General features: G+C 50.3%; 15 protein-coding genes. 10 read left to right on the top strand and 5 right to left on the bottom strand.

Translation table 11 applies throughout. The features are described from left to right. Positions 1–41: 41 nt before the first annotated feature. Positions 42–872 (bottom strand): STAS domain-containing protein, encoded by an 831-nt coding sequence (locus G548_RS0113530; RefSeq protein ID WP_022794691.1) that lies wholly within the window; start codon positions 870–872, stop codon positions 42–44. Positions 873–1701: 829 nt separating this feature from the next. On the opposite strand from G548_RS0113530, the gene G548_RS0113520 reads away from it, so the two are divergent. The 9 genes from G548_RS0113520 (at position 1702) to G548_RS0113480 (ending at position 9922) form a co-directional block, all read left to right on the top strand. Continuing rightward, positions 1702–2256 (top strand): general stress protein, encoded by a 555-nt coding sequence (locus G548_RS0113520; RefSeq protein ID WP_022794689.1) that lies wholly within the window; start codon positions 1702–1704, stop codon positions 2254–2256. A 325-nt stretch (positions 2257–2581) separates the two neighbouring features. Further along, on the top strand, positions 2582–2920 hold the full coding sequence (locus tag G548_RS18265) for a YrhK family protein (protein ID WP_022794688.1): 339 nt from the start codon (positions 2582–2584) through the stop codon (positions 2918–2920). 29 nt (positions 2921–2949) lie between these two features. Next, entirely contained in the window at positions 2950–4395 is a 1446-nt protein-coding gene (gene cls / locus G548_RS0113510) for a cardiolipin synthase (RefSeq protein ID WP_022794687.1), read from the top strand. A gap of 548 nt (positions 4396–4943) precedes the next feature. Next, the gene (locus G548_RS0113505; RefSeq protein ID WP_022794686.1) at positions 4944–5267 is read left to right on the top strand and encodes a hypothetical protein; all 324 of its coding nucleotides are present in this window, start codon (positions 4944–4946) and stop codon (positions 5265–5267) included. A 46-nt stretch (positions 5268–5313) separates the two neighbouring features. Further along, positions 5314–5541 carry a hypothetical protein gene (locus G548_RS0113500; RefSeq protein ID WP_022794685.1) on the top strand — a complete coding sequence of 76 codons (228 nt, stop codon included), beginning with the start codon at positions 5314–5316 and terminating at the stop codon, positions 5539–5541. 53 nt (positions 5542–5594) lie between these two features. Then, complete coding sequence (locus G548_RS18860; RefSeq protein WP_022794684.1) at positions 5595–6500, top strand: universal stress protein; 906 nt, start codon at positions 5595–5597, stop codon at positions 6498–6500. A 207-nt stretch (positions 6501–6707) separates the two neighbouring features. After that, on the top strand, positions 6708–7934 hold the full coding sequence (locus tag G548_RS18260) for a GTP-binding protein (protein ID WP_022794683.1): 1227 nt from the start codon (positions 6708–6710) through the stop codon (positions 7932–7934). Between the two features lie 65 nt (positions 7935–7999). Next, the gene (locus G548_RS0113485; RefSeq protein WP_022794682.1) at positions 8000–8815 is read left to right on the top strand and encodes a ZinT family metal-binding protein; all 816 of its coding nucleotides are present in this window, start codon (positions 8000–8002) and stop codon (positions 8813–8815) included. Between the two features lie 45 nt (positions 8816–8860). Continuing rightward, positions 8861–9922: a metal ABC transporter solute-binding protein, Zn/Mn family gene (locus G548_RS0113480; RefSeq protein WP_022794681.1), complete on the top strand. Its 1062-nt coding sequence runs from the start codon at positions 8861–8863 to the stop codon at positions 9920–9922. 57 nt (positions 9923–9979) lie between these two features. Here the strand turns inward: G548_RS0113480 and G548_RS0113475 are convergent, their stop codons facing one another. Continuing rightward, positions 9980–12511 carry a heavy metal translocating P-type ATPase gene (locus tag G548_RS0113475; protein WP_022794680.1) on the bottom strand — a complete coding sequence of 844 codons (2532 nt, stop codon included), beginning with the start codon at positions 12509–12511 and terminating at the stop codon, positions 9980–9982. Next, positions 12501–12872, bottom strand: coding sequence for an ArsR/SmtB family transcription factor (locus tag G548_RS18255; RefSeq protein ID WP_022794679.1), 372 nt, complete (start codon positions 12870–12872; stop codon positions 12501–12503). The genes G548_RS0113475 and G548_RS18255 overlap by 11 nt, the downstream gene beginning before the upstream one ends. Positions 12873–13118: 246 nt before the next feature. Between G548_RS18255 and G548_RS18250 the strand changes: the two genes are divergently transcribed. After that, a complete protein-coding gene (locus G548_RS18250; protein ID WP_022794678.1) occupies positions 13119–14456 on the top strand; it encodes an alkaline phosphatase in 1338 nt (445 codons plus the stop codon). Between the two features lie 128 nt (positions 14457–14584). Here G548_RS18250 and G548_RS0113460 read toward each other — a convergent pair whose 3' ends face one another. Both G548_RS0113460 and G548_RS18245 read right to left on the bottom strand, forming a co-directional pair. Beyond that, positions 14585–14869 (bottom strand): hypothetical protein, encoded by a 285-nt coding sequence (locus G548_RS0113460; protein ID WP_022794677.1) that lies wholly within the window; start codon positions 14867–14869, stop codon positions 14585–14587. A gap of 569 nt (positions 14870–15438) precedes the next feature. Further along, positions 15439–15699, bottom strand: a 261-nt coding sequence (locus G548_RS18245; RefSeq protein ID WP_022794675.1) for a transposase, incomplete at its 5' end; no start/stop codon positions are given.

Below are 15699 nucleotides of genomic sequence, written 5' to 3'. Positions count from 1 at the left end.
ATGCTTTCCTCCTTCATGAAACTACACGGTTTATTAAATCTTTACACATCAGCCAAAAAGCAGTCGTTTAATGCCTGCTGCAGCGTTCCCAGTGTTTTTACCTCAGGCTTCCATGCCACTTCTGAAGTGGCTATTTCCATTGCAAGCGCGGAGGGTATGCCTGTGATCACTGTTTTACAGCCCATTAATGAGATTCCATCAATCATGTGGTTGAATGAATTTACCACCCCCTTCTCTATATGGCCGATGCCGGAAAGGTCTACGATCAGTGTATGAATCTTCTTTTCTGCTACAATCTCCAGCACTTTCTCTTTCAAAAAATCGAGCCGGCTTTCTTCCACCGCGCCAATAAGCGGTAGAACACTTATGGAATTGTTTATTGGAATTATTGGCACCGACAGGCTTTCCACCAGGCGTTCCTGCTTCTGCATTACCTCCTCCCTATACGTCGTATAGCTTTCTACAAATGTATTCAAAAAAAGGTCGATGCAGTCGTTTACCTCTCGTTCCCACGAAAAAAAGTCCGTGCTCTCCTTGTTTTCGAGCAGGGAGTGATACTTTTCCACAAACGTCCATACGGTACGGCGAAGCGCATGGACCCATTCCAGTTTAAAAGACAAATCAATCGTATGCTCTGCCCACATTTTTCCTTCCTTCTGGGCAAAGGCTTCAATATTATCTTTTTCATTGTTAAGGGCATAGGCAATAACCTGCTGGGCATTATGCATAAGATCCACCTGGCCCCGGCGCAAAATCCTTCGAATGTCCCTCCGTATAGATTCAGCTTCCTCAAGTAATATCTGCTCAAAAATTTGTTGATTTTCTTTAAAAAACGTTCGCAGTGACATTGAACGGTAAAATGTATAGCTCATGTGGCGTTTCCTCCGCTGTGGTAGTAGTAGAAGCTCGAGCTAAAATAGACTGCAGCCTGCTTTGTTGCCTGAAAGCATAAAAAAATAAGCCGAAAAAGGGACGTCTCCCCTTTCCGGCTTATTAGCAGGCTTGATTCCCCTAATTACGGCCAGCAATTTATATTTTTTTCACAAAAAGACGCACTTTTTCACAGGACTAAGTATTTATTTCAAGTGCACTTGTTTTGTACCTTTCCCCTGCTTTTAGACCTTTAAACACAGAAGCTATTCTCTGTGTGGAGGAACAAAGGGAAAGAACAGGACAGTTCCCCTATATCAGCAGGCACCAGGAAAACTACTTTCATTTCCAGTAAAAAAATATATGCTTGCACCCAAAGCTTCGCGATTAATTCATTAGGACCACTGTCTAGTGCCCCTCCCCCCAAACAGAGCAGAAACCAACCTGATAGATTCCCGCCTCCTTTAGACTGGAACCCGTTCTAAATTGTGAATTAAGACGACTTTTCCCAATACGCGTTGGCTTCTAACGAATAGAAGAATACGAGCCCTGGAAATAAAATTTGTTTAAACTATGTTTAGTTCTGTTTCTCTCTGGTTAAATCATGAGTAGAAATAAATACCGCTTGGTGATAATAACCAGAAAAAATGCTGTGTTATAAGCCAGAGAAGGGAGAGAGCTCCTTTTTCTGGCTTTTTATTTTTTATAAGGAGGCGATAAATGAGTGAAGGAACGTAACACCCGGCACAGGAGAGGAAAGTAATAAGTATCTAACCTGCTATTATTAATAAAATAAAACTTTAATTATTAATTAGAAAGGGAGGTCCTATCATGGAAATGAAACTTATCGGCGGAGTATTTAGAAACGAAGAAGACGCGGTGAATGCCATTCAGTCTCTGGAAAGAAGCGGTCATAAAAAAGACGATATATCTGTTTTTGTGAAAAACAAGGAGATTGCCGATCATCTTTCAGAGGAAACTGATATAAATACTTCTGGTGATAAAGATCAAAGCAGCAGTGGCAAGGATGCCGGTAAAGGCGCCGGTATCGGGGCCGGCAGCGGTGTAGTCCTTGGGGGCGCTATCGGTCTTGGCCTGCTCGCTATTCCTGGTGCAGGTCCTATTGCAGCTGCTGGCCCGTTAGCTGCGGCTATTCAAGGTGGAACGTTCGGCGCGGCCAGCGGGGGTATTGCCGGAGCTTTAACAGGAGCCGGAGTGTCAAAGGAAGATGCTGATGAATACGAAAAATATCTGGAGCAGGGAAACATCGTCCTTCTTGTAGAAGCAGATGAAAACCAACAGGAGAACGTTTATAGAATCTTCACGACACACAACACTGCTAATGCAGGTATGTATCCTGAAGGGGTTAGGCACGATAACAATTAATGCTAACGTACGTGCTGCCCGGGCTGCTTAACGACCCGGGCGGTCCTCTTTTTTCAACAAATAGCCCTATAGCAAAGGGCTGGAGTACATAAAAAAGCCGGAAAACAGATAAAGTCCCTCTTGCGGCTTACCAATGGGTTTTTTGTCCTCCAGCTGCCGCCATTCATTATGTTTTGATTATTTCAGTCACCACTCTATTTTTATTAAACCGCGTATTTTTTTAGATGTTACCTTTTCCGCCTCTGTAAACAATTATGTTTTACAGCAGCAAATTACGTTAATAGGCATATGAAATATTACAAAAGTGTCGAAAGGAGGAAGTCGAATGAATGCCACAGAGGCTGATAAACGAAACAATCAGGAGAATGCCTCCCGGGATGCTTACGTTGAAAGCCGGATGCAGAGCCACACACCCTTTTTCAAAAAGATTTATCACACGCTTTATACGATCAACGATTTTTTACTGGGATTATGGTTTTTTATCGGCAGTATCTGCTTTTACTATGAAGGCCCGTGGCGCGTTCTCGGCGTAACATTGTTTGTCGTAGCAAGCTTCCAGTTTCTTATCCGTCCAACGATCCGGCTCGTTCACGAATTTCATGCCCGCCGCCATTACGGCAGAGAATACGACCGGCATTACGGGACAGAGAAACAGGAGTCATAAGACAAAGCCAAAGGGGACAATGACCGCTCATGACAAACTTAGAATGGTGGGAATCGGTCGGCTACATTATTCTACTGTTCAATATTGGGTGTGTACTGCTGATTATTTTGCGGGGCCGAAAAAGTGCAACGGCTACCTGGGCCTGGATGTTAGTCATGCTTACGCTTCCACTAGCTGGGCTCATACTGTATCTGCTGTTTGGACGGGAATTAAAGAGCAAGCGCTGGAATTCGGCGGATACCCCGCGCACTCAGATGTTAATGGACATGCAGCAGACCTCTCTTCGCCAGGGGCAATTATTCCAGCACAGCCAGAGCAGCAGACAAAAGCAGGAGCTCGTGCATATGCTTCTGCACGCCAGCCGCTCCCCGCTGACCGAAGACAATCAGGTAGAGCTGATTACCGATGGAAAAGCAAAATTCGATCAGTTATACGACGATATACAGGCTGCCCGCCATTCTGTGTATATTCAGTATTACAGCATCGCCCCGGACGAGATCGGCCGCCCGCTCCTCGAGCTGCTGACAAAGAAAGCTGATGAGGGATTGGACGTATTTTTATTGTATGACGGCCTGGGCTCCATCAAATTAACGAAGCAGCTGCTTGAGCCGTTACATCAGGCGGGCGGTCGGGCAGAGCCTTTTTTCCCGTTGCGTTCCGCCCTGTTCAGAGCTTCCTTGAACCACCGCAATCACCGGAAGCTCGTAATTATCGACCAGACGACCGCTTATATGGGCGGGTTTAACATAGGCAGACAATACGTGAAGAAAACGAAAAAATTCGGTTATTGGCGGGACTCTCATTTACGTTTGCGGGGTGGCTCCGTGTATTTGCTGCAGGATCATTTCATCTCTGACTGGAACAAGGGCGGCCCCTCCTCGACTCTTTCTGCCGATACCACGCTTCCCAAAGTCCGGAAGGAAGACGGCGTTGCCATGCAGCTCGTCCAGAGCGGTCCCGATATGGACAGAAGCCAGATTAAAAGCGGCTTTTTAAAAATGATCCAGGAAGCCGATGACTACATTTATATTCAGACGCCCTATTTCATTCCGGACCTCAGCCTGCTCGAAAGTCTGCGGGTCGCGGTATTAAGCGGCCGGGACGTGCGGATCATGATCCCGAATAAACCGGACCACATGTTTGTCTACTGGGCGACATCGTTTTTTGTCGGGGAACTGCTTCGGGAAGGAGCCTCTGTCTATATTTATGAAGAAGGCTTTCTGCATGCGAAAACAATGGTCATTGACGACCATGTAAGCACCCTTGGCACGGCAAATATGGATATCCGGAGCCTTCGCATTAATTTCGAGCTTAACGCCTTTATGTATGACCAGTCGACCGCCCGGAAAATGAAATCAGTGTTTGAATCCGATCAGGCCGTCTGCCGGGAATTAACCTGGGAAGAATACCAGAAACGCTCGGCGGCGGTCCGGATGAAGGAGAATTTTTCACGGCTGCTGGGTCCTTTATTGTGAATAAACGTTCATCCACCTAAATTGCAGCCTGCTGCGGAATTATCCGCGGCAGGCTTTTTTACTTTCACTGCTAAGCTTTCTGCCCAGCCAGGTGTACTATTTTAAAGCTGGCTGTTACTTCGGGCAGCATCTTCTCCCCTCACAATTTCCAATTTTCATGTTACTTTTACCGTAGATTACTATTGTTAAATTATTCCTTTAACTCCGTAAAAGGTATCACTATTTTTACACAGGCTTAAGTCTTCTTTAACAGCTGGCAGTTTTGTCCTCCGTTTGTATTTCCTTCAAAAACGGGGTTTTCCCGAATAGAATACTGCTCTGTATTAACGTATAATTTTGATATAATAACTATTAGTTGTGCATATTTAGTCATGAGTATATACTGAAGGACTTTTTAATGATGTAATTCCCTATTTTCAGTGTATACTGGTAAATATGAAGGTAATAAGGCCCTGGCATTTACTCCCGTTTTCATTTTACATAATTCATTTTATTTTATGACGCCTGCTGGCCGTAAGCCCAAATTATTATCGGAAGGAGCACGTTATATGGACGTATCGGAACAAAAATATTCGGGCGAGCCCTTTCATGCAGCACAATACTCTCTCGTCCGGTTCGTGTACCTTTCTGCAAATACAGAGCAGCCGAACAAGCTGTGGTTTATCGGCAGCCCCCTGGAGCTGCAGGAGGAGCTTTTTCTGGATCATTACACAGAGGTCAGCTTTGAGCTGGGAGAAGAGATTCGCTTCCGGAAGTCCGTGATGTATGTGGTGGCTATTGAGTCTTTGCCTCTTTCCTCCTCTCCCTCCACCACGACGGAGGAAAAATTAATCACGTATTATCTGGCCTCAGAGCATTTCCCGCTTATGTGATCTGTTCAGTACCTCTTTTCAAAACATTTAAAATGGAGGGACCATAATGCAACAGTTAATTGATCATGTACACAAGGCTGCCCGCAGGTACTCTGTGCTGGATTTTGGTGTGTTAAAGATCTGCCTCTTTGCGATTGGTTTATGGACCGGTATTAAATATGCCCGCCCCCTCCGCTCAGAGCTCGGGCTGGTGCAGGCCACGGCCCTCACTTCCTTCATCTACATTCTTTACACCACCTTTCGTAAAATGTGTAACGCCAGGCGTGAAATATAAGCAGTCCTTTCCACAGATTCACAAATGATGGATTACAGAAAGGAAGAAGTCTTATGCCTCTCCCTTACCGACGGATACTCGTAGCGCTGGATGGATCGGAGGAATCCGAAGCCGCTTTAGCCAAAGGCATCGATACCGCATTGGCCTATAAGAGCACCCTGGGGATTTGTCATATCGTCGACTACCATAATATTAAAGAGCTGCGGAAGCAGTATCCGGATTTAATGCTTCATGCCTTAAATAAAAAAGGAAGCGAAATCATCGCCCGGGGCAAAGAACAAGCCGAGAATGCCGGTATTTACCACGTGCGTGTTTTTATTAAGGAAGGCATACCGAAAGCAGCTGTCGCAGATGACATTGCAAAGTCCTTCGAGCCGGACTTGATTGTGACAGGCGGTTCCGGCGCCGGCACAAACGAAAAGAAGCGTCTTGGCAGTGTGTCCGCCGGTATTGTCCGGCGTGCCAAATGCGACGTCTGGGTTGTGAAAAACAGCGACACATCAGCCGTTTACCATTCGGTGTTAATCGCCGTCGACGGCTCTGATTCATCCAAAAGCGCCTTCTATGCCGGACTGGACATGGCCAAAAAGCACCAGAGCCGGGTTCAGGTCATTTACGTGCTGAACACGCAGTCCCTTTCCTCGCTTGAGCCCTATACCAAGGACCTCGTCGACGTATATAAAGAACACGCGGATGAATTGCTCCAGGAATACCGGACGTTAAGTGACGCAGAAAACCACGGCCTCAGTTCCGTGCGGTACTCTGTCGAATACGGCACGCCTAAAACGGCTGTTCCTGTGGAGGCCGCCCGCAAACACCAGGCTGATTTGATTGTGGTCGGCGCTTCGGGCATGGGACGCACGCAGCGTTTTATCCTTGGCAGCGTGTCTGAAAGCACGGTGCGCCGGGCGTCCTGCGATGTGCTGGTGGTACGGAACCAGCATCTGCCGGAAACATGAAGCTCTCTTTATTTTAAAAAAATCAGCTCCCGACACAGCTTCCGGTAAAACCCCTTTCGCGCAGGGGTTTTTTCTTTTTGGTTCATTCATTTTTGTTAAAAAAATACATAAACAGGCGTTGACATTATAAAAAATGTTTTATAAGGTAATTGCAGCACACAAATCGTAATAATTACGATTTACATTTTACATAAGGAGGAATCTAGTATGTCTTCAACTATTCCGGTCACTGTGCTGAGCGGATATCTAGGCTCCGGGAAAACGACCCTGCTGAATCACCTGCTTCATGAGCAGACCGGCTGGAAGGTGGCGGTCATCGTCAACGATATGAGCGAAATCAATATCGATGCCGATCTGATCGAACGCGGCAGCTCCCTTTCCCGCACGGAAGAGAATCTAGTGGAAATGTCGAACGGCTGCATCTGCTGCACGCTGCGGGGTGACCTGCTTCAGGAGGTCCAGCAGATTACTGAACGCGGCGGCGTGGATTATATTTTGATCGAATCCACCGGTATCAGCGAGCCTATTCCAGTCGCCCAGACGTTTACATACGAGGATGAAGAGTCTGGGATCGACCTTTCCGGCAGCTGCCGGCTCGACACGATGGTCACGATGGTCGATGCCGCCCGCTTCTGGGCCGATTATACGTCGGGCGAAACGCTGCAGGAGCGCAAGCAAAGTGCGGGAGACGACGATGAGCGCGAAATTGCCGACCTGCTGATTGAGCAGATCGAGTTTTGCGATGTACTGATTTTAAACAAAACAGACCTGCTCACCCGGGAGCAGATCCAGCATCTGATAAGCATGCTGCGGGCGCTTCAGCCAAGAGCTGAGATTATTGAAACGGCGTTTGGCCGCGTCGAGCCTTCCAGCGTACTTGGGACCGGAAAATTTTCATTTGATGAAGCTCTTCAGGCCCCGGGCTGGCTGCAGGAGCTCGAACAGAAGCATGAGCCCGAAACGGAGGAATATCACATCTCTTCCTTCGTTTTCCGGAGCCGGATTCCCTTTCATTCCGAACGGCTGCTGGCGTATTTGGAGGCCTTTCCCCGGCAGGTAATCCGGGCAAAAGGCATTGTCTGGTGCGCCACCCGCAATGATACAGCGCTTTTACTTTCACAGGCCGGCACGTCGATTCAGCTTGAGCCGGTGTCCTACTGGGTCTCCTCCCTCCCCGCCGGCGAGCAGCAGCGCATGCTCGAGGAGCAGCCGGAGCTAAAGGACAGCTGGGACCCGGCAGTCGGTGACAAATGTACGGAGCTGGTGATTATCGGCCAGCACCTGGATCAGCAGAAGATAACCCGGGAACTGACGGCGTGCCTGTTAAGCGAGAAAGAACAGCAGTTGGACGAAAGCGACTTTCACGACCCCTTCCCGTGGCTCGTTTCTCCGCACGAACCTGTTCACACCGGGAGCGAACATCCTCACGCTTGAGTGGTCCATGCATTTTTTTAACAAATAAATCGTAATGATTACGATTAATACAAGGAGTGGTATTCATGAGAAAATTTCCATTAAAAGGATTAAGTGCCCTCGCGGTCAGCACAATGATTATTACAGGATGCGGCAGCGCTTCGGAGGAAGGCTCGGGAAGCGAAAATGCTTCGGAATCCGAGAAACAGAGTCAGGAAAGCTCAGAAGAAAATCAAGGCAGTGACCAGGAACAGGCTGACGAGACCGACAGTGATAACAGCGAGGAGCATGAGCACGATCACAGCCACGAGAAGGAAGAAAGCCACAGCCATGATCACAGCCATGGCCAGGACGCCGAATCCGAGCGTATTTACAGCGGCTTTTTCTATAATGATGAAGTAGAAGATCGCCCTCTTTCCGATTGGGCCGGCGACTGGCAGTCCGTTTATCCTTATTTGGAGGACGGGACGCTCGATGAAGTCTTCGCCCATAAGGCGGAGGAAGACGGAGAAATGACGCAGGAAGAATACAAGGAATACTACGAGGAAGGCTATCAAACCGACGTGAGTGAAATCGCCATTGAAGACGATGGTATCGTTACCTTTGTGAAGGACGGAGAAGAAATGAGCGGCGAATATGTTTCGGGCGGCCATGAAATTTTAGAGTATGAAGCAGGCAACCGCGGGGTCCGGTACGTCTTTGAACTTGAGCAAGGAGACGAAGGCATGCCTGAGTACATTCAGTTCAGCGACCACGATATCAATCCGACCGATGCCGGGCACTACCACCTCTACTGGGGTGATGACAGCGACGAGCTGCTCGAGGAAGTGGACAACTGGCCAACCTACTATCCGTCAGACATGGACGGCGAAGAAATCACCCATGAAATGATTGCGCATTAATCCTTCCCCCAACCAGCAAGCTACTTATGAAAGGAACGAATATAGATGAAAAAACAAGCCGCTTTAGGCGCCTCGCTCGCAGCCGGAGCTCTCATGCTCCAGGCCTGCAGCACCAGTGATAATAATCAGCAAAACGCCTCCGGTGACAGTAATGAGCAGCAGCAGACACAAAACGAAAAGCTGGATGTCTACACCACCCTGTTCGCCTGGGAGGATTTTGCCAAACAAATCGGCGGTGACTATGTGGATGTCGAAAACGTCGTCCCTCCCGGCTCCAACGCCCATTCCTTTGACCCGACGCCCCAGACGTTGACCGATATTGCCGAAGGCGATGTGTTTATTATGACCGGCAGTGGTATGGAAGGCTTCGCGGACGAAGCGAAACGTACGGTAGACGGCGAAAATGTCGAAGTGCTGGAGCTGACAAATAATATGGAACTTCTGGATACGTCGGAGGAGCACAATCACAGCCATGACAACGGTCATGAGCACAGTCACGACGAAGAAGGCCACAGCCACGAGGAAGAAGAGCACGCCCATGACCACGGCCATGATGAAGAAGAACACGATCACAGCCACGGCGGCGTGGACCCTCACGTATGGCTCGATCCGGTCCGTGCCCAGCAGGCTGCTGAAAGTATTAAAAACGAGTTAGTCCGGCAAATGCCGGATCAGGAAAAAACTTTTGAGGAAAACTATCAGGCGCTCGCGTCCGACCTTGAAGACATCGACCAGGGTTTTCAGGACGCGGCTGACAATAGTGACAGCAATCAGTTTATCGTCTCCCACGCGGCGTACGGCTACTGGGAGGAGAGGTACGGCTTCGAGCAAATCCCCGTAAGCGGAATTAACGCCCAGGATGAGCCTTCTGTGCAGGAAATTAACGATATTGTCGCCACCGCGGAAGAAAATGATATTCATACGGTGCTGCTCGAGCAAAACATCCCATCGAAAACAGCAGAAACCGTGCAGGACGAAATTGGCGCAGATGTCGCCTACCTGCACAACCTTTCGAGCATCATGGAGGAAGATATTGAAAATGACGCCACCTACGTCTCTTTAATGGAAGACAACATTAAAAGCCTCGAGCAGGCGTTAAATCAGTAAACAGCAAAAAAGCCAGACGGACCGCCCGCCTGGCTTTTACATTTATATGGCTGCCAGCTATCCACGCAGCCGGAACAGCCTCAGGCTGTTTGCGACAACAATGAGTGCTGCTCCGGTATCGCTTAGCACCGCCATCCACAGCGTCAACAGGTCCGGCACGATCAGGGCCAGCGCGGCCACTTTAATCAGCACCGCAAACCAGATGTTCTGCTTAATGATACCAAGCGCCTTGCGGCTGAGCCGGATCGTATACGGAAGCTTTTCAAGATTATCCGCCATCAGCACGATGTCGGCGGCTTCCATTGAGGTATCTGCTCCGGCTCCTCCCATCGCAATACCAATATCCGCGGTGGCAAGCGCGGGCGCGTCATTGATGCCGTCACCTATCATGCCGACCCGGCGGCCCTCCTGCTGCAGGGTGCGCACGGCTTTAGCTTTATCCTCCGGCAGCAGCCCCGCCATGTACCGGTCAATGTTCGCCTGGCCCGCAATTTTTGCGGCGGTGCCTTCATTGTCACCGGTAAGGACGGTCAATTCACGGATGCCGTTTTTATGAAGCGATTGTACCGCTTCCGAGGACATCGGGCGGATTTTGTCGGCAACGCCTACGTAGCCCAGAACGCTTTCCCCGTTTCCGATTAGCACGACGGTCATGCCTTCGTTTTGAAGCTTCTCGACTTCTTCTTCGAATTTTTCCGTCTGAACGCCCTGCTCCTTCAGCCACTCCGGCTTTCCAGCAGCATACGCTCTGCCTTCAATGGTCCCGGCGACGCCTTTTCCCGGCTCCGCGTAAAAATTCGTTCCATCAAGGGAGGATACCTTCTGTTCCCCGGCATGCGCCGTAATTGCGCGGGCGATCGGGTGGTTGGAGTACGCCTCCAGGGTCGACGCAACCGACAGCAGCCGGTCCTCGTCGCCGTCTGCCGCATAAACCTTTTCCACGACGGGTCTGCCTTCGGTGAGTGTACCCGTCTTATCAAAGGCCAGGGCATTCAGGGTGCCGGCAGCTTCAAGAAAGGCTCCGCCTTTAATCAGCACGCCCTGCTTGGCCGCATTGCCGATAGCCGACACGATAGCGACCGGCGTCGAAATGACGAGCGCACACGGGCAGGCCACCACGAGCAGCGCCAGCCCCCGGTACACCCAGTCCGCCCAGCCGCCAAAACCAATGACCGGCGGTACGACAATGACCGCAATCGCAGCGGCAAACACAATCGGAGTATACACAGCCGCAAACCGGTCCACAAAGCTCTGGGTTGGCGCCTGCTGCTCCTGTGCTTCTTCCACTAAATGAATAATCCGTGCAAGCGTCGTGTCCTCCGGACGTGCGGTCACTTCAACCTCCAGGCTGCCGAAGTCATTCAGCGTGCCGGCATATACCTTATCTCCGGACGCTTTATCAATCGGGAGCGATTCCCCGGTGATCGGCGACTGGTCGACCATCGAGTTGCCTTTGCGAATGGTGCCGTCGAGCGGTATCTTTTCTCCCGGCTTAATGAGCATCGTCTGTCCGAGACGGACCTCCTCCACCGGACGCCGGGCCCACGTGTTTTCCGTCTTTACCCAGGCTTCGGCCGGGGCGAGGTCCATCAGGTGGCTGATCGACTTGCGCGTTTTCGCCACCGAATACTGCTGCAGCGCATTGCCGAGCGCAAACAGCCAGACGACCAGCGCCCCTTCAAAGTATTCTCCGATAAGCGGTGCCCCGATCGCAGCGCCCATCATGAGTACGTTCATATCGAGCGACCGGCTTTTAATGGCAAAATAAGCACTTTTTGCCGGCTTATAGCCTCCGACGACAATAACCGAGAGATACAGAATAATCGAAATGATGGCCGGAACCGGCGTCAGCGAACTGGCAATGCCGGCAAGCAGAAGGCCGCCGGAAATGATTGTATTCACCGTTCCGCGGAGCGGGGAGGCTTCCGGCTGACCGGGGGAAGCACGGCGCTCTGTGACCGGAGCCGCCTCAAACCCGAGCCGGCGGACCTCCGTTTTTACCGTTTCCTGCGACAGCTCGTGATCGAGGGTCATCTTTCCCGTCGCAAACTGCACCTGGACGTCGCGCACGCCGTCAAGCTGCGCAAAGTGTTTGCTGACCGTCGCGGCGCACGAGCCGCAGTCCATACCGTAAATGTTATACGCTTCTCCCGCCTCCGATGCCGGAAGCTCTGTGTCGTACCCGAGCCGCTGCACCGTTTGCTGAATCACTGCCGGAGCCAGCGTGCCATCAGTGGACACCTGCATGCTGCCGCTCGAGTACTGTACCTTCGCCTCCTGGACGCCGGGTAAGCGGTAGACGCCCTTTTGCAGCGTAGCGGCGCACGACGGGCAGTCCATTCCCTCCACCTGGAAGGTATACGCGTTCGTTGGTGAAATTTTTTCTGGCTTCGTCTGCCCTGCATGCTCCTCCGGTGCGCAGCAGTCCTCCTCCGCCCTATCCGAACTGCAGCACGACGTCTCTTCGACCGGGGTCAATTGGATGGAAAAGGACCGCGACGCAGACGGCCGGCTGGATGCTTCCTCGCTGCAGCAGGAGCATGCTTCCTCCGATGATTTTCGTTCAAGGGTTTCCTCTTTAGATGCCAAGCGGCTTCTCCTCCTTTTCTGGCTCCATGCCTCCAAGCAGATGAGTGATCTGATTTCCGGCCAGGGTATAGAACACCAGTTTTCCCTCGCGGCGGTAAGTGACGGCACCTGCCTGCTTTAAAATCCGTAAATGATGAGACACCGTCGCGGTTGAAGTCCCAAGAATATTTGCCAGGTCACACCCGCAAAGCTCTCCCTCGACGTTCAGGGCGTAAGCTACCTTGTAGCGGGTTTCGTCGGCAAGCACCTTGAACCACTGCGAGGCGCTTCGTGCATCCACCTGCCCCACCTGATCCTGAACGCGGGCCACCTTTTCCGGGTCGTAGCAATATATGTCACACTGTTCGTTTGTTTTAGCCATACCTATCTTCCCTTCAATTTAACGATTAAATGTTTGTTTAATTGAATCTTATACTTTTTTAATGAAACAGTCAAACATTCGTTTAATTGATCTCAAAGACTATAAATTTAATATGAAGCTTTTGGCACTGTTGCCATTATCTTCTTTACACGATGTTTAAATGAAACTAATATTCGCTTCATAAAATCTATTTATAGTAAGGGGCGTGGAGTTATCCACGGCTAAAAACATATAGGGGGTCATTGAATGAGCAAGTGGAAGCGTTCGACGAAAGCAGCCTTACTGTTAGGGGCAAGCGGATTGGTAGCAAGCACCGCGATGGCATCGGAAAATGACGGCAGCAACGATTCAGCCGGAGAGACAAAGCCGGCCGCCGAGGAAGCGCAGGCTCAAAACGTGATTCTCATGATTCCCGACGGGTTCTCGGACAGCGTATCGAAAAACTACAGCCTTTATAAAGACGGAGAGCCGGTATGGGAAGAGCGGGATATGACGACCGGCAAGGTGGATACCTCCTCCGCTGACGCTGTCATCACGGACTCAGCGGCTGCGGGGACGGCTTACGCCATCGGCGAACGGACGAACAACGGAATGATCGGCATGACACCGGACGGCGAGTCCAAGTCCTCCATTCTGGATGAAGCTGCCGACATGGGCAAATCCACCGGACTCGTAGCCACATCGACCATTACGCATGCCACTCCGGCCGTTTTTGCTTCTAACGTTGAAGACCGCAATAACTATACTGAAATCGCAAAGCAGATGGCTGAAAATGAAAACCTTGATCTGATGTACGGCGGCGGACGTGAGCACTTCCTGCCGGAATCGGAAGGCGGCATCCGCGAAGACGGCGAAAACTACATTGACCATGCCGTTGATGCCGGGTTTGAATATGTGGAAACCGAGCGCGCCATGGATGAGGCAGACGGCGAGCGGATCATGGGATTGTTTGCAGATGACGCAATGAACACCTCTATGGAGCAGAGCCCGGTGCAGCCATCCCTTTCCGAAATGACCTCCTCGGCGATTGACCACCTGTCGCAGGATGAGGACGGCTTCTTCCTTATGGTTGAGGGCAGCCAGATTGACTGGGCCGGCCACGCCAACGACCCTGCCTGGATGATGTCTGATACCGAAGCCTTTGAACAGGCGGTGGAGGAAGCGACGGCTTACTCGGAGGAGCACGAAGATACGCTCGTCGTTGTCGCGAGTGACCACGACACAGGCGGAAGCGCCAGTGAAGCCACAGAGGAAAACCATCCTTCCAGCCTGAAGGACGTAGAAGCAACCGGGGCAGCCATGCAGGAGCAGGTTCTTCTCGGAGATGAGACTCCGGCCGAAGTATTTGAAGAGCATACCGGCATGACGATGACCGACGAGGAACAAACGATGGTGGAAGAAGCCGAAACGCTTGAGCTTGGGTTTAACCATGTATTGAGCGAACGCTCCGGTATTGACTGGACGAGTACAGATCATACAGCGGTGGATATTACCGCTTACGCGGAAGGGCCTGGCGAAGAAGCCTTCTCCGGAAACTTACAGAACACAGAAGTATTTGACGCGATGCAGCAGGCAATGAAATAGCATTTCACGCTCATAAGCGGCCTTCAAAACGGGGGCCGCTTTTTTGCGCATAAAAAGCGGAGACCCCGGCATGGGGGCCTCCGCCTATCTATCGCAGCTTTTCATTGAAGCGCAGCACTTCGCCTTTATTAATTATCAAAAGCCCACTTCACTTTTTTAAGCCTCAGCTTCACCCGTTCAAGCACGGTGCTTCGGTATGAGGTGGTTTGGGGCTTCTCGACGATATCCAGGAAGTTCCATCCGCCCCTGCCATTCTCTGCGTAAATCCATTGCGTTTTTTTGTCATAGTAGTAACGAAAGCCGTCATTGTCCTTTAAATGCAAGGACCGCTCCCCTTCCATTACTACATGTAAGTATCCGTCACACGTTAACATAATGTCGTCCAGCGTGATATTTTCGCATTGCTCCTGCATAAAAAATACCCCTTTCAATAGCACAAAGCTAAAGCACAATCCGCATGCTTCTTTGTTTCCCCTTACCTAATTACGTAACGTCTCCTGTGCTTCCCCCGCAGTCTTAGTTTTATCATGTGTGCCTGCTTAATGGTCCTCCGTCTTTCGGCTCCGCTGTCTGCTCGTTTTAATATCTTTATATATAACCCCTAATGAATATAAGTAAACGTACTAATTATGATAGCGTATTGGCCCAGGGGGCAGACAGGGAATTTACTGGTATAATTTGCCGGTTTAGGAGGATCGCTGCTTAGTATTTTTATATACTCTCACAGGTCTATTGATGATTTCAACAATGCACATTTGAAAAATATCCGCAACCGATAAAAACTGGAAAACGCCGGCTTTAACTATGTACGAAAATATGAAACGATTAATCAGATGTACTGGAGCACCCAGAAGAAGCCAACGGTAATAAACGGCATCAGCAGCAGAAGGACACTGAGGATAATCAGCAGTCTGTTTTGCAGAGCCAGGGCCGGGACCGTCAATAATTTTGTGTAAACGGCTGTCCTCTTCCAGCCTTGAAGTTAACCCTGCCGTTGAAACATCTCTTCCAATTGATGTTGGGCCTGGGCGAAGCCCAGGTGACAGCGGGTGGAAAACTTTTGATTGTACGCGTCGAACCGGCTGACCAAAAACCGTTCGATGGACGCTTCATTCGGAAACTGTTCTTTGCGTTTAACGTATTTTTTCAGCTGCTTGTTGAACGATTCGATGAGATTGGTGGAATACAGGCTCCGCCAGATGGCGGACGGGAAATCATAAAAGGTAAGTAACGTGGGGTGCTC

The organism is Marinococcus halotolerans DSM 16375 (genome assembly GCF_000420725.1).
Taxonomy (GTDB): Bacteria; Bacillota; Bacilli; order Bacillales; family Marinococcaceae; genus Marinococcus; species Marinococcus halotolerans.
Note: the sequence above shows the minus strand (reverse complement) of the source record. Positions and strands in the feature narration are given on the sequence as shown.